We start from the raw sequence: 20,459 nt of genomic DNA, 5'->3' as shown, positions 1-20,459 counted from the left end.
TTCCGTGCCGTTCCCGGCTCGAATTTCGTTTCCGATCCCCATCGGAGGGGTTTCGCCTTCTTGCTTTCGCTTTCCGGCGATTCCGACTTTATCAGGTTTCCCTGGGCCGGATTTCCACCTGCCTTCCGGAAGATCCCTTACGCACGAAGCGTTCGGGGTTCCCGTTGCGGCGGAGACGTAAACGTACTGGACGGCCGCGCCCGGATGCAAATCGGCACCGGGGCGGCCGTCCCGTACGGGTGACGCTACGTCAGACCTCGACGACCACAGGGAGGATCATCGGGCGTCGGCGGTAGGTGTCGGACACCCACTTGCCCACGGAACGCCGGACGAGCTGCTGGAGCTGGTGCGGCTCCACCACGCCGTCGGAGGCGGACTTGGCGAAGGCTTCCTCGATCTTCGGGATGACCGCGGAGAACGAGGCGTCGTCGATGCCGGAGCCCCGGGCGTGGATCTGCGGGCCGCCCACGAGCTTGCCCGTCGTGCTGTCGACGACGAGGAAGACGGAGATGATGCCTTCGTCCCCGAGGATGCGACGGTCCTTGAGCGAGGCCTCGGTGACGTCGCCGACCGAGAGGCCGTCCACGTACACGTAACCCGCCTGGACCTTGCCGACGATCTTCGCGGCGCCGTCCACCAGGTCCACCACGACGCCGTCCTCGGCGATCACGATGTGGTTCTTCGGCACCCCGGTCAGCGCGCCCAGCTCGGCGTTGGCCCGCAGGTGGCGCCATTCGCCGTGCACCGGCATGAGGTTCCGCGGCTTGCAGATGTTGTAGAAGTACAGCAGCTCGCCCGCGGAGGCGTGGCCCGAGACATGGACCTTGGCGTTGCCCTTGTGGACGACGTTGGCGCCCCATCGGGTCAGGCCGTTGATCACGCGGTAGACCGCGTTCTCGTTGCCCGGGATGAGGGACGAGGCCAGGATGACCGTGTCGCCCTGGACGATCCGGATCTGGTGGTCGCGGTTGGCCATCCGGGACAGCGCGGCCATCGGCTCGCCCTGGGAACCCGTGCAGACCAGCACGACCTCGTCCGCCGGGAGGTCGTCGAGGGTCTTGACGTCCACGACGAGACCGGCCGGGACCCGCAGATAGCCGAGGTCACGGGCGATGCCCATGTTGCGGACCATCGAGCGGCCGACGAAGGCGACCCGCCTGCCGTACTCGTGCGCCGCGTCCAGGATCTGCTGGATGCGGTGCACGTGGCTGGCGAAGCTGGCCACGATGATGCGGCTCTGGGCGCCGGCGAAGACCGTGCGCAGCACGTTGGAGATGTCGCGCTCGGGCGGTACGAAGCCGGGGACCTCGGCGTTCGTGGAGTCCGAGAGCAGCAGGTCGATGCCCTCCTCGCCGAGCCGCGCGAAGGCGGGCAGGTCGGTGAGGCGGCGGTCCAGCGGAAGCTGGTCCATCTTGAAGTCGCCGGTGTGCACGGCCATGCCGGCCGGGGTGCGGATGGCGACCGCGAGGGCGTCCGGGATGGAGTGGTTGACCGCCACGAACTCGCAGTCGAAGGGGCCGATCCGCTCGCGGTGCCCCTCCTTGACCTCGAGGGTGTAGGGGCGGATCCGGTGCTCCTGGAGCTTCGCCTCGATCAGCGCGAGGGTCAGCTTCGAGCCGATCAGCGGGATGTCCGCCTTCTCGCGGAGCAGGTAGGGGACGCCACCGATGTGGTCCTCGTGGCCGTGCGTGAGCACGATGCCTTCGATGTCGTCCAGACGGTCACGGATGGACGTGAAGTCCGGCAGGATCAGGTCGACTCCGGGCTGCTCCTCCTCGGGGAAGAGCACTCCGCAGTCGACGATCAGCAGACGGCCGCCGTACTCGAAGACCGTCATGTTGCGGCCGATCTCGCCGAGGCCGCCGAGCGGGGTGACGCGCAGGCCGCCCTCGGGAAGCTTCGGCGGCGGACCGAGTTCAGGGTGCGGGTGACTCAAAAGACTCTCCTCACCACGCACGCCACATGCCGCTGGGGCACATGGCGCGCGTGACATTCGTGCACTTGCAGTTGTTTTCGGTGTTCAGTTGTGAAGTCCGTGGTGTGCCGGTCCGCTATGCGGGGAACGGCCCCTGGTTAAAGCTGTACCCCGCCGGCCGACAGATCGCGCTTGAGCTGCTCGGTCTCCTCCGGGGACAGCTCGACGAGCGGCAGGCGCAGCGGGCCGGCGGGCAGGCCCTGCAGGGCCAGGGCGGCCTTGGTGGTGATCACGCCCTGGGTGCGGAACATGCCGGTGAAGACCGGGAGCAGCCGCTGGTGGATCTCGGTCGCCTTGGTGACGTCCCCGGAGCGGTGGGCTTCGAGCAGTGCGCGCAGCTCGGGGGCGACGACGTGGCCGACGACGGAGACGAAACCGGCGGCGCCGACGGAGAGCAGCGGCAGGTTCAGCATGTCGTCGCCGGAGTACCAGGCGAGGCCGGAGCGGGCGATGGCCCAGCTGGCGCGGCCGAGGTCGCCCTTGGCGTCCTTGTTGGCGACGATCCGGGGGTGGTCGGCCAGCCGGACGATGGTCTCGGTGTTGATCGGGACGCCGCTGCGGCCGGGGATGTCGTAGAGCATCACGGGCAGGCCCGTGGCGTCGGCGACCGCGGTGAAGTGCCGGTAGAGGCCTTCCTGCGGCGGCTTGTTGTAGTACGGGGTGACGACGAGGAGGCCGTGCGCACCGGCCTGCTCGGCGGCGCGGGCCAGCTCGATGCTGTGCGCGGTGTCGTTCGTGCCGGCTCCGGCGACGACGTGGGCTCGGTCTCCGACGGCTTCGACCACGGCCCGTACGAGCTGGGCTTTCTCCGCGTCGCTGGTGGTGGGCGACTCGCCGGTGGTGCCGTTGACGACGAGGCCGTCGTTGCCGGCGTCCACCAAGTGGGTGGCGAGCCGCTGGGCGCCGTCGAGGTCGAGGGCGCCTTCGGGCGTGAAGGGCGTCACCATCGCGGTCAGGACCCGCCCGAAGGGCGTCTGCGGTGTGGAGGTCGGAGCCATGGGGGCCACGCTACTCGTTGCTCACCGTGAGGTGCTCCCTCGGGGAGTGCGAAAGGGATCCCGGCACTGCCTGCTCGGGGGTTCAAGCAGTGCCGGGCCCGTTTGTTCAGCGTAGATGAAGGTGGCGAAATGCCGCAATACGGACACTTCGCCTACCGGTCCGTGCATCAGTGCGTCACATGATCACGTCACGCCGTGTGGGCGGCCGCGACGGAGTGCGAGCGCGCTCGCCCTTACGGTGCGACGCGGCCGTTCTTGTTGAAGGCGGCGTAGGTGAGCGGCATGAGCTTGGCCCACTCCGCCTCCATCTTCTCTCCGACCATCTCGATCTCCCGCTGCGGGAACGAGGGGACGGCCGCCTGCTCGTGCTGGGTGCGCAGGCCGAGGAAGTGCATCAGGGAGCGGGCGTTGCACGTGGCGTACATGGAGGAGAAGAGACCGACCGGCAGCACCGCGCGGGCGACCTCACGGGCGACGCCCGCGGCGAGCATCTCCTGGTAGGCCTCGTAGGCCTGGCGGTAGGAGTCCTCCATGACGCGGCTGGTCAGCTCGTGCTGCTCCGGGGTGCCGTCGACGAAGACGTACTTGCCCGGGCGGCCCTCCTGGACCAGCTTGCGGTCCTGGCCCGGAACGTAGAAGACGGGCTGGAGCTCGCGGTAGCGGCCGGACTCCTCGTTGTACGACCAGCCGACGCGGTGGCGCATGAACTCGCGGAAGACGAAGATCGGGGCGCTGATGAAGAAGGTCATCGAGTTGTGCTCGAAGGGGCTGCCGTGGCGGTCGCGCATCAGATAATTGATGAGGCCCTTGGACCGCTCGGGGTCCTTCGTGAGCTCTTCGAGGGACTGCTCGCCGGCGGTGGAGACGCGAGCCGCCCACAGCACGTCGGAGTCGGCGGCGCTGTGCTTGACCAGCTCGACGGTCACGTCGCTGAGGAATCCGGGCTTGGCGGTCTCGGTGGGGCTGTCGGTCACCGGCGGGGTCCTTCCAGTTGCAATGCTCGGGCGGCGACAAGCCTACGGGCCGCCACTGACACTCGGTCCGGCCTGACGCGCTGGCGGAGCCGCCGAGTGCGGTCGGGCGAGGGTCGCCGGTGGGAGTGTCGGGACGCCGGTTGAGATTTTTCACAGAAGTTGACGAAAACGGGCACCCCTGGGGCCAAAAGAACGTCCTTATGAGTAACAGCCGACTTCGAGGTTGCTAGGAGAGTTCTTCATGTTCCGCCGGCGAGAGCCCGTACCGTTCGCCTTCGTCGCCGAGGCCGAGCGTTACCGCAGCAACGTCACGCCGCCGCCCCGAGATCGCGCGAGTCGGTCGCAGATAGCCGGCCGGGTGCTCGTGGGGCTGACGGTCACGACGGGGCTCGTCGGAGCGCTGCTGTTCGGGATGCCGTCGCTCCAGACGGGCACGCAGAATTCGCACCATTCGCAGCAGTCGGAAGCGTCCGACGGCCGCTGATCGATCGTGAGGGGCCCGGTCCACCCACCCTGGAGTGGTCGGGCCCCTCACGCATCGATAACCTCACCGGGCACAGCCAGTGGAGCGTGCTCGTACGTGAGGAACAACCGTCGTGCCCCTGCCCTTCTTGACAGCCGACCGCGACGCCGAAGACCTCGCGCCCGCGACCACGCCCGACGAGAACCTGCCCTATGAGGACCTCGACCGCTGGCGGCGTCCGTACCGCCCCGGTCCTTGGCGGGTCGGCGGCTCGGCGCTGGTGCTGTTGCTCGCCTCGTACGTACTGTTCTCGGCGCTGATCATCGCGCTCGCCGGATCACTGCCCGGCGCGGGAATCTGCCTCGCCGTCGCCGCTCTCATGATCACCATCGCGGTCCGGCTGGTGCGCGTGGGGATCTGGGTGAGCCCGCAGGGGCTGCGCCAGCTGCGACTGGTGTCCGGCACCACCGTGGCGTGGTCGGACGTCGCGGCCGTACGGACCACTCAGCAGCCGGTCCGCTGGCTGGGCCTGCCGCGCACGGTCCAGGGACAGGCCCTGGTCGTCGACCTGGCGCGGGGCGGCTCGCTCCCCGTGGTGGTCACGGACCGTGGCGGGGACTTCCTCGGCCGTCCGGAAGCCTTCGCCGTCGCGGCCGAAGCGATCGAGGACCGGGTCGCCGCGCACCGGCGCTGAGGGGCCCGTCGCCTCTCGGCTGGCTGACGGCTCTTCGCCTGCGGGCCACCTGTGCCGCCTGCGGCGGCGAGCGCCCTGCGGGCGCGTCCTCAAACGCCGGACGGGCTTGGTGGCTGATCAGCTACCAAGCCCGTCCGGCGTTTGAGAACACGATGGCAACGGCCTACGCCTCGACGCGGACCGGCTTCCCGTCGTGCAGCGCGATCGCCCGCTGCATGGCCTTGCGGGCCCGCGGGGTGTCACGGGCGTCGTGGTAGGCCACGGCCAGGCGGAACCACGAGCGCCAGTCGCCCGGGGCGTCCTCGGTCTCGGCCTGCCGCCGGGCGAAGACCTCGTCCGCGGAGTCGCGGTCGATACGGCCGCTCGGGGTCCGTACCAGCTCGTCGACCGGCAGGCCGCCCTCCGCGTCCAGCTCCCGCGCCAGCCGGTCGGCGGCGCGCGCGAACTTGGTGGTCTGGTACAGGAACCAGGCACCGATGAACGGCAGGACCAGCACGGAGACGCCGAAGGCGACCGTGAGCACCGTGCCCTGCTGGATCAGCATGACGCCGCGGCTGCCGACCAGGACGAAGTAGGCGACCAGGACGGCGGCCAGGGCGAAATAGACGATCTTTGCGCGCACGGTTCTCAGCCCAGATCCAGGAAGTGTTCCAGCCCGAAGGTCAGGCCCGGGGTGTCCACCACGCGCCGCGCGCCGAGCAGGATGCCCGGCATGAAGCAGCTGTGGTGCAGCGAGTCGTGCCGGATGGTCAGCGTCTCGCCGGTGTCGCCGAGCAGCACCTCCTGGTGGGCCAGCAGCCCGCGCAGCCGCACCGAGTGCACCGGCACCCCCTCGACGTCCGCGCCGCGCGCGCCGTCCAGGGCGGTCGTCGTGGCGTCGGGCTGCGGGGCGCAGCCCGCCTCCCGGCGCGCCGCCGCGATGAGCTGCGCGGTGCGGGTGGCGGTGCCGGAGGGGGCGTCGGCCTTGTTCGGGTGGTGCAGCTCGACGACCTCGACCGACTCGAAGAAGCGGGCCGCCTGCTGGGCGAAGGCCATGGTCAGCACGGCCCCGATGGAGAAGTTCGGGGCGATGAGCACGCCGGTGCCCGGCTTGGCGTCGAGCCAGCCGGTCAGCCGGGCGAGGCGGTCCTCGGTCCAGCCGGTGGTGCCGACCACGCCGTGGATGCCGTGGGCGACGCAGAACTCGAGGTTGTCCATGACCGAGTCGGGGTGGGTCAGCTCGACGGCGACCTGGGCGCCCGCCCCGGTCAGCGTCTCGAGCTTGTCGCCCCGGCCCAGCGCGGCCACCAGCTCCATGTCGGCGGCGGCTTCGACGGCCCGTACGGCCTCGGAGCCGATCCGGCCCTGGGCGCCGATGACCGCCACGCGCAGCTTGCTCATCCTTGATGCTTCCTTCTCTTAAGGATCTCTAAGGATCACTCAGGACCAGTCGGAATCAGACGGAATCTGTCAGGAGCGTCAGGCCACGACCGCGTCGAGCCTGACCGCCTGCTTGTCCTTCAGCGGGCCGATGACGGACAGCGAAGGACGCTGCCCCAGTACATCGCGGGCCACTTCCCGGATCTCCTCCGGGGTGACGGCCGCGATGCGCGTCAGCATGTCGGAGACCGACATCTGCTCGCCCCAGCACAGCTCGCTCTTGCCGATGCGGTTCATCAGCGCGCCCGTGTCCTCCAGCCCGAGGACCGTGGAGCCGGAGAGCTGCCCGACGGCGCGGGTGATCTCCTCGTCGCTGAGCCCCTCGGTCGCGACCTTGTGCAGCTCGTCGCGGCAGATCTTGAGCACGTCGTGGACCTGGCTCGGGCGGCAGCCGGCATAGACGCCGAAGAGGCCGCAGTCGGCGAAGCCCGAGGTGTAGGAGTAGACGGAGTAGGCGAGTCCGCGCTTCTCCCGGACTTCCTGGAAGAGCCGCGAGCTCATGCCGCCGCCGAGCGCGGTGTTGAGCACGCCGAGCGCCCAGCGGCGCTCGTCGGTGCGGGCCAGGCCCGGCATGCCGAGGACGACGTGCGCCTGCTCGGTCTTGCGGCCCAGCAGTTCCACGCGGCCCGCGGTGCGGATCGTGCGGGCGCCCGCGCGCGGGTCGACGGGCAGGGCGTCCGTACGGGAGAGGGCGCCGGCCTTCTCGAACGCGGCGCGCACCTGGCGGACGACCTTGGCGTGGTCGACGTTGCCCGCGGCGGCCACGACCAGGTGGGTCGGGTCGTAGTGCTTCTTGTAGAAGCGGGCGATCTGGTCGCGCGTGAGGGCGTTGATCGTGTCGACCGTGCCGAGCACCGGGCGGCCCAGCGGGGTGTCGCCCAGCATGGTGTGCGCGAACAGGTCGTGCACGCAGTCGCCGGGGTCGTCCTCGGTCATCGCGATCTCTTCGAGGATCACGCCGCGCTCGGCGTCGACGTCGGAGGCCTCGATGAGCGAGCCGGTGAGCATGTCACAGACGACGTCGATGGCCAGCGGCAGATCGGTGTCGAGGACACGTGCGTAGTAGCAGGTGTACTCCTTCGCCGTGAACGCGTTCATCTCGCCGCCGACCGCGTCGATCGCCGAGGAGATGTCGAGCGCGCTGCGCTTGGAGGTGCCCTTGAAGAGCAGGTGCTCCAGGTAGTGCGTGGCGCCGTTGAGGGTCGGGGTCTCGTCGCGGGAGCCGACGTTGGCCCAGATGCCGAAGGTCGCGGAGCGTACGGACGGCAGGGTCTCGGTGACGATGCGCAGGCCGCCGGGAAGGGTGGTCCTGCGGACCGTACCGATGCCGTTCTCGCCCTTGAGAAGCGTTTGGGTACGGGCGACGGCCCGCCCCTCCGAAGAGGTGCGGGCCGTCTTCCGTGTACTACGGGACGTCACTTGGCGGACTCGTCCTTAGCCTCGTCGCCGTCCTCGCCCTCGATGACCGGGATCAGCGAGAGCTTGCCGCGCTGGTCGATCTCGGCGATCTCGACCTGGACCTTGGCGCCGACGCCGAGCACGTCCTCGACGTTCTCCACGCGCTTGCCACCGGCGAGCTTGCGGATCTGCGAGATGTGCAGCAGACCGTCCTTGCCCGGCATGAGGGAGACGAAGGCACCGAAGGTGGTGGTCTTGACGACCGTACCCAGGTAGCGCTCGCCGACCTCCGGCATGGTCGGGTTGGCGATGCCGTTGATCGTGGCGCGGGCGGCCTCGGCGGCCGGACCGTCGGCGGCACCGATGTAGATGGTGCCGTCGTCCTCGATCGTGATGTCGGCGCCGGTGTCCTCCTGGATCTGGTTGATCATCTTGCCCTTGGGGCCGATGACCTCACCGATCTTGTCCACCGGGATCTTGACGGTGATGATCCGCGGGGCGTTCGGGGACATCTCGTCCGGGACGTCGATGGCCTCGTTCATCACATCGAGGATGTGGAGGCGCGCGTCGCGGGCCTGCTTCAGCGCGGCGGCCAGGACCGAGGCGGGGATGCCGTCGAGCTTGGTGTCGAGCTGGAGCGCGGTGACGAAGGTCTTGGTACCGGCGACCTTGAAGTCCATGTCACCGAACGCGTCCTCCGCACCGAGGATGTCGGTGAGGGCGACGTAGTGCGTCTTGCCGTCGATCTCCTGGGAGATCAGACCCATGGCGATACCGGCGACGGGGGCCTTGAGGGGCACACCGGCGTTCAGCAGCGACATGGTGGAGGCGCAGACCGAGCCCATGGAGGTCGAGCCGTTGGAGCCGAGCGCCTCGGAGACCTGGCGGATGGCGTACGGGAACTCCTCGCGCGACGGCAGCACGGGCACGATGGCCCGCTCGGCCAGGGCGCCGTGGCCGATCTCGCGGCGCTTCGGCGAACCGACGCGGCCGGTCTCGCCGACGGAGTACGGCGGGAAGTTGTAGTTGTGCATGTAGCGCTTGCGGGTCACCGGGGAGAGGGTGTCCAGCTGCTGCTCCATGCGGAGCATGTTGAGGGTGGTGACGCCCAGGATCTGGGTCTCGCCACGCTCGAACAGCGCCGAGCCGTGCACGCGCGGGATGGCCTCGACCTCGGCGGCGAGCGTACGGATGTCCGTGACGCCACGGCCGTCGATGCGGACCTTGTCCTTGATGACGCGCTCGCGGACCAGCTTCTTGGTCAGCGAACGGTACGCGGCGGAGATCTCCTTCTCGCGGCCCTCGAAGGCCGGGAGGAGCTTCTCCGCGGCGATCTCCTTGACGCGGTCCAGCTCGGTCTCGCGGTCCTGCTTGCCGGCGATGGTGAGCGCCTGCGAGAGCTCCGCGGTGACCGCGGCGGAGAGCGCCTCGAAGACGTCGTCCTGGTAGTCCAGGAAGACCGGGAACTCACCCTCGGGCTTGGCGGCCTTGGCCGCGAGCTCCGACTGGGCGCGGCACAGGACCTTGATGAACGGCTTCGCCGACTCGAGACCGGCGGCGACGACCTCTTCGGTCGGGGCCTCGGCGCCGTCCGCCACGAGCTGGACGGTCTTCTCGGTGGCCTCGGCCTCGACCATCATGATCGCGACGTCGCCGTCCTCGAGGACGCGACCGGCCACGACCATGTCGAAGACGGCGTCCTCGAGCTCGGTGTGGGTCGGGAACGCCACCCACTGGCCCTTGATCAGGGCCACGCGGGTGGCGCCGATCGGACCGGAGAAGGGCAGGCCCGCGAGCTGCGTGGAGCAGGAGGCGGCGTTGATCGCGACCACGTCGTACAGGTGGTCGGGGTTGAGCGCCATGATCGTCTCGACGATCTGGATCTCGTTGCGCAGGCCCTTCTTGAAGGAGGGGCGCAGCGGGCGGTCGATCAGGCGGCAGGTGAGGATCGCGTCCTCGGAGGGGCGGCCCTCACGACGGAAGAACGAGCCGGGGATCTTGCCGGCCGCGTACTGGCGCTCCTCGACGTCGACCGTCAGGGGGAAGAAGTCCAGCTGGTCCTTGGGCTTCTTCGAAGCGGTGGTGGCCGACAGCACCATGGTGTCGTCGTCCAGGTACGCCACGGCGGAGCCGGCGGCCTGCTTGGCCAGGCGGCCCGTCTCGAAGCGGATGGTGCGGGTGCCGAAGGTGCCGTTGTCGATGACGGCTTCGGCGTAGTGGGTCTCGTTCTCCACCAGTGATATCTCCTCGTCTGCGTCCCTGCCCGTGTGGCGGGGACGTTGGTGGAGGGGCGCCGCGGCTTGCTCTGTGCGGGCCGGTCTTCGATCGAAGCGCCCGGAATCCCTGTTCCGGGGGCCACTACCGAGGACCGGCGGCGAGGCCGGCGCCTCCTCCGTCATGCTGTTCTGTCGTTGTTCCGTTGTGGGACCAGACTACAAAGCTTCCGGGTCCCACGAGATACGCGAAGGGAGCGGCCCCCAGATGTGGGAACCGCTCCCTTCACGATGTCTTACTTGGCGCCCGCGGCACCGCGGCGGATGCCGAGGCGCTCGACCAGGGCGCGGAAGCGCGTGATGTCCTTCTTGGCCAGGTACTGCAGAAGGCGGCGACGCTGGCCGACCAGGAGCAGCAGACCACGGCGGGAGTGGTGGTCGTGCTTGTGCGTCTTGAGGTGCTCGGTCAGGTCCGAGATGCGGCGGGTGAGCATCGCGACCTGGACCTCGGGGGAGCCGGTGTCGCCCTCCTTGGTGGCGAACTCGGTCATGATCTGCTTCTTCGTAGCGGCGTCGAGCGACACGGGTACTCCTCAAATTCTCAGTTTTCAGCCGCCGAGTGCCCCTGGTCTTGATCTCAGGGGAGCTTCCGTGACTCGGGAGGCGAGGTCCGCTGGGCGCTGTCCCCAGAAGCCCTTACGGGCGGTCCGGAGGCGCGTACACAAACGGCCACTACACACAGTACCAGCCGGGCACCGCGGCCCCGGACGGGGCCGGGCCGGCCCACCTCGGCCTTCGCCCTGCCCTTACGAGGCCCGCGTCCTGTCCCTTATGAGCTGGTCAGACCCCGCACGGTGGCGTACACGTCAAGGACGGCGAGGCACAGCGGGACGAGGGAGAGCAGGAGGGTGCTCTCAAAAATATCGGAGAGACGCCCCCAAAAGGGTGAGAGCCCCTTGCTGGGGATGATCAGCGCGATGCCGGTGAGCAGGGCGGCGCCGGCGGTGACGGCGGCGGCGAGCCAGACCGTACGGAGGTCGAGCGGGCCGCCGTCGTGCTCGGTGAGGGCGCGGACGGCCGCGGCGGGCGGGTTCAGGGACAGCCCGAGGACCAGCAGGGCGAGGGCGCCGAGGCCGGCGGCGAGGACCGTGGTGACCTGCGCGGTGTAGCGGAAGAGACGGGCGCGCAGCAGCGTCGCCGCACCGGCGGCGAGGGCGAGGGCCTGGCCCCAGGGGTCGGCGGAGAACCCGAGGACCGCGGCCGAGCCGACGACGACGGCCGCGCAGCCGCCGACGAGGCCGAGCAGCAGTTCGTGGCCGCGGCGGGCCTGGGCGGCGATGCGCTCGGCGTCGACGGGCTCGGGGGTGTGGTCGCCGCCCGGGGTGTCGAGGTCGTCGCCGGCCGTGGAGCGGGGCGCGGCGTAGCCGATGGGCAGCCGGGCGACGCGGGCGGAGAGGCCGGGCAGGAAGGCGACGGCGCCGATGGCGACGGCGGCACAGACGGCGGCGACGGCCGTGGGCCCGGCTTCGGTGAGGATCGCGCAGAAGGTGGCGAGGGTGCCGGTGGCGGAGGCGGCGACGGCGGCGATGAAGGGGGCGTCGCCGGAGGGCAGCGCGGCGACGAGGACGACGGAGCCGACGAGGACGGCGACGCAGCCGAGCAGGAACTGGAGCCGGCCGACGCCCTCGCCCGCGTCCGGGGGCAGCACGCCGGCTCCGGCGGTCATCAGGTGCGGCAGGGCGGCCAGGCCGAGGGCGACGGCGGAGCCGCGGTCGCCGTAGACCCGTGCCCGGACGCCGGCGAACGCCGTCAGGAAGAGGCCGACGGCGGCGGCGACGATGCCCGGCAGACCGTGGGTGTCGTGGCGGAGGGGGTCGGCGGACCAGAGGGCGAAGGCCAGCAGGACGAGCAGCAGCGCGCCGCCCCACAGGCCGCCGACGCGCAGCAGCCGGTCGTCCCAGAGGGCGCGGTCGCGGGTGACGGCGGCGGCCACGGCGTCGGAGACGTCGTCGTGGACGGCGGCCGGCAGCGATTCGGCGAAGGGGCGCAGCGCGAGGAGCTCGCCGTCCAGGACGCGCTGGGCGGCGAGGGTGCGGGCGCCTTCGAGGACGGTGCCGTCGCGGCGTACGAGGTGGTAGCCGGTGGGGGTGCCCGGGGCCTGGGTCTGTCCGGTGAGCCGCAGGAGTTCGGGGTAGACGTCGGCGACGGCGATGTCCTCGGGGAGGGCGACGTCGATCCGGCTGTCCGGCGCGACGACGGTCACCCTGCAGAAGCCTGTCGTAGCGGACGTACTCACCTGTGGTGTCCCCCTGGTTCGCGGTACTGCTTCGCGTGCGTGGCCGTGTTCGCCTCGGTTGTCCGCGGGTGCGGCTTTCACCGCGCGACGGCGGTGGTCGGGCTTCGCTCGTGCATACGGGCGGCTGGCAACCCTACCCGGGGAGAACGTTCGTACGCCGATAGGATCACCGTCTCGCGGAGGAGGCCGGGGCCACGGGGGCACCGGGCAAGGAACTTTCCTGCCGCGTCAAGGGGTTGAGGCAGTCCGTGAGCCAGGTCGTCGTCAAGCGCCAGCCGCGGGCTCTCCCGCCTGAGGTGCCGAGCGCGGAACTACGGCTGGAATCTCCTCCCGAGCTGCCGCGCGGCCGTCAGGAGGGCATGCTGATGCAGCTGTTGCCCACCTTGGGCATGGCTTCGTCGGCGGTGTACTTCTTCATGCCGGGGGCCGCCCCGATGATGAAGGTCATGGGCGCCTTGATGATGGTCTCGACGCTCGGCATGACCATCACCATGATCGTCCGGCATCGTCAGGGCACCCAGGGCGAGCTGGCGGACCTGCGCCGTGACTACCTCAAATACCTTGCGCAGACGCGAAGGACCGTACGGCGGACCGCCCGTGCGCAGCGCGACGCCCAGTTCTATACGCATCCCGCGCCCGACCAGTTGTGGTCGGTGGTCGCCGAGGGGGGCCGGGTGTGGGAGCGGCGGGTGAGCGACGATGATTTCGGGCAGGCCCGGATAGGGCTCGGCGCGCAGCAGCTCGCGACCCCGCTGGTGGCCCCCGAGACGGCTCCGATGGACGAGCTGGAACCCCTGACGGCCGGTGCGATGCAGCGGTTCCTGGCCACGCACGGCTCGTTGGACGGCATGCCGGTGGCGGTGTCGTTGCGGGCCTTTTACCACGTGACCCTGTCGGGTGAGCCGGAGACGGTGCACGGCGCGGCCCGCGCGCTGCTCGCGCAGCTCGCCACGCTGCACTCGCCGGAGGATCTGGTCGTCGCGGTCGCCGCGGGGCGCGGGGCGGCCGAGCGGTGGGAGTGGACGAAGTGGCTGCCGCACGTGCAGGTGCCGGGCCGGATCGACGGCGCGGGCGCGCGGCGGACCATCGGTGACGACCTCGGGGAGCTGGAGGAGCTGCTCGCGCCGCGGCTGGAGGGGCGTACCCGGTTCAGCCGGGACGGTCAGCCGCTGCTGGACCAGCCGCATGTGGTGGTCGTCCTGGACGGCGCCACGGTGCCGCCGGATTCGGCGTTCGCCGCTGCCGAGGGCCTGCAGGGCGTCACCGTCGTCGAGGTGGTCCCCGGTGAGCTGGACGAGGAGCGCGGCGGGCTGTCGGTGATCGTCACGCCGGGGCGGCTGCGCCTCCAGTCGCAGGTCGCGGCCTACGAAGGGGTGCCGGACACGCTGTCCCCGGAGGCCGCCGAGGCGCTCGCGCGGCAGCTCGCGCCGCTGCGTGCGGGCGGGGGCGACGATGACGAACCGCTGCTCGCCAACCTCGATTTCACGGATCTGCTGGCGCTGGGCGACGCGGGCTCGGTGGACACCTCGCGCAGCTGGCGGCCGCGGTCGGCGGCGGAGCGGCTGCGGGTGCCGATCGGCGTCGGCGAGGACGGCTCACCCGTCATGCTCGACCTCAAGGAGGCGGCGCAGGACGGCATGGGCCCGCACGGCCTGTGCGTCGGCGCGACCGGCTCGGGCAAGTCCGAGCTGCTGCGCACCCTGGTGCTGGGGCTGGCCGTCACGCACTCCTCGGAGACGCTGAACTTCGTCCTCGCGGACTTCAAGGGCGGCGCGACGTTCACGGGCATGTCCCGGCTGCCGCACGTCGCGGCGGTCATCACCAACCTCGCGGACGACCTGACGCTGGTCGACCGGATGCGCGACTCCATCACCGGTGAGCTCCAGCGCCGGCAGGAACTGCTGCGCTCGGCGGGCAACTACGCCAACGTGCACGACTACGAGAAGGCGCGGGCGGCCGGTGCCCCGCTGGAGCCGCTCGCTTCACTCGTCCTGGTGATCGACGAGTTCAGCGAGCTGTTGACGGCCAAGCCGGACTTCATCGACATGTTCATCCAGATCGGCCGCATCGGCCGCTCCCTGGGCGTACATCTGTTGCTGGCCTCGCAGCGGCTGGAGGAGGGCCGGCTGCGCGGCCTGGAGACGTATCTGTCGTACCGCGTCGGTCTGCGGACGTTCTCGGCCGCCGAATCCCGTACGGCGCTGGGCGTGCCGGACGCGTACCACCTGCCGTCCATTCCCGGCTCGGGGTACCTCAAGTTCGGTACGGACGAGATGACGCGCTTCAAGGCGGCGTACGTCTCCGCGCCCTACCGTTCCGGCTCCCCCGGTCCGGCGGGCGCTGACCTGCCGGTCGAGCGCCGCCCGGTGCTGTTCACGGCCGCCCCGGTGCCCGTCACCTACGTCGCGCCGGACCCGGCCGCCGCCCGCCCGGACCACGGGGACGACGGCTCCGACGACGCCCTGTCCGACACGGTCCTCGACGTCGTCGTCCGTCGTCTCGACGGCCAGGGGCCGCCGGCCCATCAGGTCTGGCTCCCGCCCCTGGACGACGCGCCCTCGCTCGACCAGCTGCTCCCGCCGCTCGCCCCGGTGGAGGGCCGCGGCCTGAGCGCGGACGGGTACGGGCGCCCGGGCGGGCTGGTCGTACCGCTGGGGCTGGTGGACAAGCCGTTCGAGCAGAAGCGCGACGTGCTGCACCGGGACTTCTCGGGGGCCGCGGGTCACATGCTGGTCCTGGGCGGCCCGCGCTCGGGCAAGTCGACGCTGCTGCGCTCGATGGTCGGCGCGTTCGCGCTCACGCACACCCCGGCCGAAGTGCAGTTCTACGGTCTGGACTTCGGCGGTGGCGGCATGGTCGCCCTCGACGGCCTGCCGCACGTCGGCGGCGTCGCCTCCCGGCTCGACGCGGACAAGGTGCGGCGTACGGTCGCCGAGGTCGCGGGGGTGCTGAACCGGCGGGAGGCGTTCTTCCGGGACCACGCCATCGACGGCATCGCCACCTACCGGCGGCGGCGCGCGGCCGGGCAGCTGCCGGACGAGCCGTGGGGCGATGTGTTCCTGCTCATCGACGGCTGGCAGTCCTTCCGCACGGAGTTCGAGCACCTCGAGCCCGTCATCACCGACATCGCCGCCCGCGGTCTCGGCTTCGGTGTGCATCTGGTGATCACCGCCGCCCGCTACATGGAGATGCGCGCGGCCCTCAAGGACCAGCTGCTGAGCCGTCTGGAACTGCGCCTCGGCGACCCCACCGACTCCGAACTCGACCGCAAGAGCGCCAGGAACGTCCCCGTGAACGCCCCGGGGCGCGGCATCACGCCCGAGGCGTTCCACTTCCTGGGCGCGGTGCCGCGCGTGGACGGCCGGCCGGGCGGCGGTGAGGACCTCGCGGAGGCCACGGCCGATTTCGTCCGGTCGGTGGAGGCGGCCTGGCACGGCCCGCACGCGCCGCGGGTCCGGATGCTCCCCCATCTGCTGGCGGCCGACTCGTTGCCCGCGGGCAACGCCGCACCGGACCGGGGTGTCGCCATCGGCATCGACGAGATGAACCTGGAACCCCTCTTCGTCGACTTCGACCAGCAGCCGCTGTTCGCCGTCTTCGGCGAGTCGGGGGCGGGGAAGACGGCGATGCTGCGGCTGCTGATCAAGCAGCTCACCGAGCGGTACACGCCGGACGAGGCGCTGTTCTGCGTCGGCGACTACCGGCGCGGGCTGCTGGAGTGCGTCCCGGAGCCGTATCTGGTGGGGTACGCGACCACGCAGAACGCCCTGGAGAAGTACATGGGCGACATGAACGCCCTCATCGCCGGCCGGATCCCCGGCCCGGACGTCACCCCGCAGCAGCTGCGTGCGCGCAGCTGGTGGCAGGGGCCGCGGGCGTTCATCGTGATCGACGACTACGACCTGGTCTCCTCGTCGTCGGGCAACCCCATGAGCGTGCTGCTGGACAATCTGCCGTTCGCGCGGGACGCGGGCGTCAACATCATCCTGGCCCGCAACACGGCGGGCGCCGGACGCTCGTCGTACGAGGCGTTCATCCAGCGCTTCAAGGAGCTGGGCGCCCAGGGCGTCTTGCTCTCCGGCCACCCGAGCGAGGGCGAGCTCCTGGGCGACATGAAGCCCCGCCCCCTGCCGCCGGGCCGCGGTGTCTTCGTCTCGCGGCGCCAAGGGGCCGCGCTGATCCAGACGGGGTGGCTGCCGGCGGAGTGAGGGTGAGGCGGCTGTTCCGGCACCGGTGAAGATCCACGGAAACGGGTCCGGGTGTCATGGCCGGGCGCTAGCGTCGTACACACCTGCCAACACCTGTGCCGGGGAGGCGACATGGCGCTCGACGAGGAGTGGGACCGCCGGTTCAACCCGCATCGCTACGACAGTTCCGGGAAGCTCACGGAGGAGGCGATGCGGCTCGCGAGCTCGAAGGACGCGACGGGCACGACGGGCGGAGCCGGACCGGCGGGGCCGCGCCGCTTACGGGTCTCCCCGTCCTTCCTCCGGGACAAGGCGGGCAAGGCGGACGAGGTCCGGGCGGTCTTCGGGAAGACCGACGACACCGTGGTCGGTGACGGAAGAACCGCTTCGGTCGCCCAGGGACTCAAGGGTTTCCGTTCCTCCCCCGCGTTCACGGTCTTCCTCGACCGCTGGCGGGAGCAGATGAACCAGCTGGAGCGCTCGCTGCAACACGAGGTCGCGGCTCCCCTCCGCGCGGCGGCACGTGACTTCCACGCCGACGACCAGCGGACGCGCAGCACACTCGACAGGTTCGACAGGTAGGGACCCGCACAGACCATGCTGGGCTACCGGACCCTACGAGACGCGAACCTGGCCGCCCTGGAGGCGGCCGTCGAGGCGTGGCAGGCCCTGCCGAAGAGGATCCAGGGCGTGGGCGACAAGTTCGGCCACGAGGTCGAGAACCCTTTGTACGCCTCCGACTGGGAAGGCGAGACGGCCACCGCCTGCCTCCGCAACCTGGCCCGCACCAGAACGGAACTGCTGGCAGCGGCCGAGGAGGCCCGGGACGTCCACACCGTTCTCGACCACGCGCTCGGCCGCTTCCGCGCGGCCCGCAGGACGCTGGACCACGTCGCCGAAGCGGTCGCCCGCGACAAGCACCTGAAGCAGAACGACGACGGGCGCGTGTACGCCGAGACCGGTTCCTCCGCCCTCACCAAGGGCTACCAGGAGACGGTCACCGCACACAACGAGGCGGTCGCACAGGCACTCCGATCCGCTACGGAGGCCGATGACGACCTCCACTGGGCCCTGCTCCAGGACCCCAACGGCTCCCGTGACCCGGGCTTCAACCAGGACGGCTACGACCGCACCGGACGGCGACAGGCCGAGGAGGACGCGAGACGAGCCCTGGAACTGACCGCCAAGGGCTCCGACATGAGCGACGCGGAGCTCACCCGGCTCAACGCGCTGCTCGGAGCCCACCGGAACGACCCGCTCTTCGGCGAACGCATCGCCACCTCCCTCGGCGCCCAGGGTGTGCTCCGTTTCTGGGCCGACATGGCCGACCCGCAGCAGGTCGGCCCGGGCCGGGGCCGGGCGGACCTGCTGCGGGGGCTCCAGGAGAGCCTCGGCGTCACCCTGGCCTCGGCGACGCGGGTCGACAGCGCGGCGATGGACTCCTGGAAGGCGGGTGTCATCGAGGCGGGCGGGAAGAGGATCGGCACCGACGCCGCGGGAAACCCCTGGGGCTTCCAGGTCATGAGCAACCTCATGCGGCACGGCGAGTACGACGGGAAGTTCCTCACCGCGTACGGCAATGCCCTCGTCCGCATGGACAAGAAGGTCAACAGCGGCGACCTGTCCTTCTGGACGAACCCCGCCAACACCGCGGACCTCACCTACCAGGGTGGAAAGAACGACCGCGGCCAGGACCCGATGACGGGCTTCCTCCAAGCCCTGGGCCACAGCCCGGAAGGCGCGGCGGAGTTCTTCCGGCAGCCGGCGGGCGCATCGGGCCCGGTCGACAAGGAATCGGAGGTCAACAAGAACCTCTGGTACCTCACCAAGGAACGCCACTGGCACCCCGACGTCACCTTCACCGGCGACTCCGGCAGGATCGCGGGCTACAACGCCCTGGGCCACGCGCTGGAGTCGGCGACGACGGGCAGCCCGTACGACGCCGCGGCGGGCGCGGACCGTCGGAGCGGGGCGTCGGCGAGGGTGATGGAACAGGTCGCGTACGTCTACGGCGACGACAACTCCCTGATCCACCGGCAGTCGGGCATCGCCGACAGCCTCGGCAGGATGGGAGCGGCGTACATCGACGACATCAACTACGCGGTCTCCGGCATCGGCGACCACGGCGTCGGCCAGGACGCGGTGGCCTTCCCGGCGAGGTACGGGGGCGGCCGGGCGGAGTTCGGACGCTACGGCGCGATCGGCTTCCTCAGCACGCTGGGCCAGCACGAGACGGCACACGGGTATGTGTCACGGGCCGAGCACGTACATACGTTGAGCGCGCTGGACGCGAACCCGGCGACGGACGAGGCGGGCTACGTCCGGGGCCGGAGCGCGCTGCTGGCGGAGGCGGAGGTGCGCGGCATCCTCGACCACGCCCGAGTGGAACAGGCGGCGGCCGATCATGCGCACGATGCCGAGGAGAACAACAAGAGCTTGGCCCGGTCGACGGAGTGGAAGAAGTGGGTCGTGGGAGCCACGATCGGCGCCGGGGTGGCGGTCCTACCGGTGCCGGGTGCGGCGGCGGTGGGCGTCTCGGTCGTCCCACTGGCGGGCGAGACGGCGGGCGGGATGGTGAGCACGTATGTGGGGCAGCGGTTCGACCGGGCGGCTGAGGCGGTTGAGATGAAGCCGGATGAGGCCGTCAAGGTTGATAAGAATCGATTCTTCGGTGCGGGCGAGAACGAAATCGCCGAGACGTACTGGGCGTACGTAAGCAGCCACGCGACAATCAAGGATTCCGCCGATTACGCAGCCCTTAAGGAGGCTCTTAAAACCAGATATCTCAGCACAGGACCAAGCGCGGATGATTCCCTTGGTCGCCCACCTCACGAAAAGGACTAGAAGGAGTGGGCACACCAAGAAATACGACACTCTGTACGTTAGTGGCGCTGGCCTGCGTGTCTTGCACTGGAGACAACGGCGCTACTTCAGAGAAATCGACGCTACCGGCATCCAAAGCGTGCTACTCACTACTCCAAGGAGAAGCGGCAGGGCAGCTCGAAAAACTCACCGGGCTGGAGGGATTCAGCGAATACAGAAGCGAGGCCGTCGAACCATTCTCTTCCCAGCTACGCAGGCTGGAGGAAGTGCCCGAAGGAGGGAAGGAACGGGAGCTCTGCCGCCTCATCGTCGACATCGGCAAAAGCAGAGAAAAGAGCATGATCCTATCCGTCTATTTCTGGTGGAGTAGCGCCACAGTGACGCGACCCCATCCGGAGACGACCAGGAAAATCAAGTCGGGGGAACTAACCCTCTACTCGCTCGGCGCACGCGGAGAAGCCTACAACGATAGCGCGGTCATTTATTTCCACTGCTCAAACAGCGAATCTGCGCGGGACAGAAAAGTCCTGCGCGCAGGGCTATGGACCACCAACACCAAACTCACAGGCCAAGCAGGCCGAAGCGCCCGTATCACCATCCTCAACGCCGCCGCGCGGAAAATCGCCCGGCAGCTCAACTGCCTCGACACCGCCAACCTCCCCGAAACGTTCCACAAGATAAGTGATCCGCAAAGGAGCCCAAAAAATGGCTGACGAACGAGAAAAAGCCGAGCTGTACGCCATGGACATCTCCGACGCCGAGTGGCTCAGCGCCCCCGGTGAGGACGAAGCCGACGAGCGCGTGGAGATCGCGTATCTGGCCAACGGGGCCGTGGCCATGCGGTCGTCCGCCGATCCGGAGACCGTGTTGCGGTATACCGAGGGCGAGTGGCGCGCGTTCGTGCTCGGGGCGCGGGACGGCGAGTTCGATCTCAAGCCCTGATACGCCGATGGGGCGTGCCCGGACGGTGGTCCTCCCGGCACGCCCCGCATCAGGTCGGCATCAGATGGGCATCAGGT

The 20,459-nt window shown here is 69.9% G+C and carries 16 protein-coding genes; 7 read left to right on the top strand and 9 right to left on the bottom strand.

Going from position 1 to position 20,459, the window contains the following annotated elements; genetic code table 11:
- Nucleotides 1-250: 250 nt before the first annotated feature.
- The 3 genes from FHS38_RS33435 to thyX form a co-directional block, all read right to left on the bottom strand.
- Nucleotides 251-1,936, bottom strand: coding sequence for a ribonuclease J (locus tag FHS38_RS33435; RefSeq protein WP_184740123.1), 1,686 nt, complete (start codon nucleotides 1,934-1,936; stop codon nucleotides 251-253).
- 137 nt (nucleotides 1,937-2,073) lie between these two features.
- Entirely contained in the window at nucleotides 2,074-2,973 is a 900-nt protein-coding gene (gene dapA / locus FHS38_RS33430) for a 4-hydroxy-tetrahydrodipicolinate synthase (RefSeq protein ID WP_184740121.1), read from the bottom strand.
- A 233-nt stretch (nucleotides 2,974-3,206) separates the two neighbouring features.
- Entirely contained in the window at nucleotides 3,207-3,947 is a 741-nt protein-coding gene (gene thyX, locus FHS38_RS33425) for an FAD-dependent thymidylate synthase (RefSeq protein ID WP_184740119.1), read from the bottom strand.
- 241 nt (nucleotides 3,948-4,188) lie between these two features.
- Between thyX and FHS38_RS33420 the strand changes: the two genes are divergently transcribed.
- A complete protein-coding gene (locus FHS38_RS33420) occupies nucleotides 4,189-4,431 on the top strand; it encodes a hypothetical protein (protein WP_184740117.1) in 243 nt (80 codons plus the stop codon).
- A 112-nt stretch (nucleotides 4,432-4,543) separates the two neighbouring features.
- Nucleotides 4,544-5,104 (top strand): SCO5741 family PH domain-containing membrane protein, encoded by a 561-nt coding sequence (locus FHS38_RS33415; protein ID WP_184740114.1) that lies wholly within the window; start codon nucleotides 4,544-4,546, stop codon nucleotides 5,102-5,104.
- Between the two features lie 163 nt (nucleotides 5,105-5,267).
- Here FHS38_RS33415 and FHS38_RS33410 read toward each other — a convergent pair whose 3' ends face one another.
- The 6 genes from FHS38_RS33410 to eccD form a co-directional block, all read right to left on the bottom strand.
- Nucleotides 5,268-5,726 carry a tetratricopeptide repeat protein gene (locus FHS38_RS33410; RefSeq protein WP_184740112.1) on the bottom strand — a complete coding sequence of 153 codons (459 nt, stop codon included), beginning with the start codon at nucleotides 5,724-5,726 and terminating at the stop codon, nucleotides 5,268-5,270.
- Nucleotides 5,727-5,731: 5 nt separating this feature from the next.
- Entirely contained in the window at nucleotides 5,732-6,484 is a 753-nt protein-coding gene (dapB, locus tag FHS38_RS33405; protein WP_184740110.1) for a 4-hydroxy-tetrahydrodipicolinate reductase, read from the bottom strand.
- 78 nt (nucleotides 6,485-6,562) lie between these two features.
- A complete protein-coding gene (locus FHS38_RS33400; protein ID WP_184740108.1) occupies nucleotides 6,563-7,942 on the bottom strand; it encodes a M16 family metallopeptidase in 1,380 nt (459 codons plus the stop codon).
- Nucleotides 7,939-10,155 (bottom strand): polyribonucleotide nucleotidyltransferase, encoded by a 2,217-nt coding sequence (locus FHS38_RS33395; RefSeq protein WP_184740106.1) that lies wholly within the window; start codon nucleotides 10,153-10,155, stop codon nucleotides 7,939-7,941. Before FHS38_RS33395 ends, FHS38_RS33400 begins: the two co-directional genes overlap by 4 nt.
- A gap of 275 nt (nucleotides 10,156-10,430) precedes the next feature.
- The gene (gene rpsO, locus FHS38_RS33390) at nucleotides 10,431-10,718 is read right to left on the bottom strand and encodes a 30S ribosomal protein S15 (RefSeq protein WP_130880217.1); all 288 of its coding nucleotides are present in this window, start codon (nucleotides 10,716-10,718) and stop codon (nucleotides 10,431-10,433) included.
- A gap of 245 nt (nucleotides 10,719-10,963) precedes the next feature.
- Nucleotides 10,964-12,430, bottom strand: a complete 1,467-nt coding sequence (gene eccD / locus FHS38_RS33385; protein ID WP_184740104.1) for a type VII secretion integral membrane protein EccD — start codon at nucleotides 12,428-12,430, stop codon at nucleotides 10,964-10,966.
- Between the two features lie 248 nt (nucleotides 12,431-12,678).
- On the opposite strand from eccD, the gene eccCa reads away from it, so the two are divergent.
- The 5 genes from eccCa to FHS38_RS33360 all read left to right on the top strand — a co-directional run bounded on the left by eccCa (nucleotide 12,679) and on the right by FHS38_RS33360 (nucleotide 20,382).
- On the top strand, nucleotides 12,679-16,638 hold the full coding sequence (gene eccCa, locus FHS38_RS33380) for a type VII secretion protein EccCa (protein ID WP_184740102.1): 3,960 nt from the start codon (nucleotides 12,679-12,681) through the stop codon (nucleotides 16,636-16,638).
- Between the two features lie 111 nt (nucleotides 16,639-16,749).
- Nucleotides 16,750-17,199 carry a type VII secretion target gene (locus FHS38_RS33375; protein WP_184740100.1) on the top strand — a complete coding sequence of 150 codons (450 nt, stop codon included), beginning with the start codon at nucleotides 16,750-16,752 and terminating at the stop codon, nucleotides 17,197-17,199.
- 15 nt (nucleotides 17,200-17,214) lie between these two features.
- Nucleotides 17,215-19,461, top strand: coding sequence for a DUF6571 family protein (locus tag FHS38_RS33370; RefSeq protein ID WP_184740098.1), 2,247 nt, complete (start codon nucleotides 17,215-17,217; stop codon nucleotides 19,459-19,461).
- 5 nt (nucleotides 19,462-19,466) lie between these two features.
- On the top strand, nucleotides 19,467-20,153 hold the full coding sequence (locus FHS38_RS33365) for a hypothetical protein (RefSeq protein WP_184740096.1): 687 nt from the start codon (nucleotides 19,467-19,469) through the stop codon (nucleotides 20,151-20,153).
- Nucleotides 20,146-20,382: a DUF397 domain-containing protein gene (locus FHS38_RS33360; RefSeq protein ID WP_184740094.1), complete on the top strand. Its 237-nt coding sequence runs from the start codon at nucleotides 20,146-20,148 to the stop codon at nucleotides 20,380-20,382. Before FHS38_RS33365 ends, FHS38_RS33360 begins: the two co-directional genes overlap by 8 nt.
- The last annotated feature ends 77 nt before the right edge of the window (nucleotides 20,383-20,459 follow it).

The sequence above is a fragment of the Streptomyces netropsis genome (genome assembly GCF_014203545.1).
Lineage (GTDB): Bacteria > Actinomycetota > Actinomycetes > Streptomycetales > Streptomycetaceae > Streptomyces > Streptomyces netropsis.
This window is presented reverse-complemented; position numbering and strand designations above follow the sequence as displayed.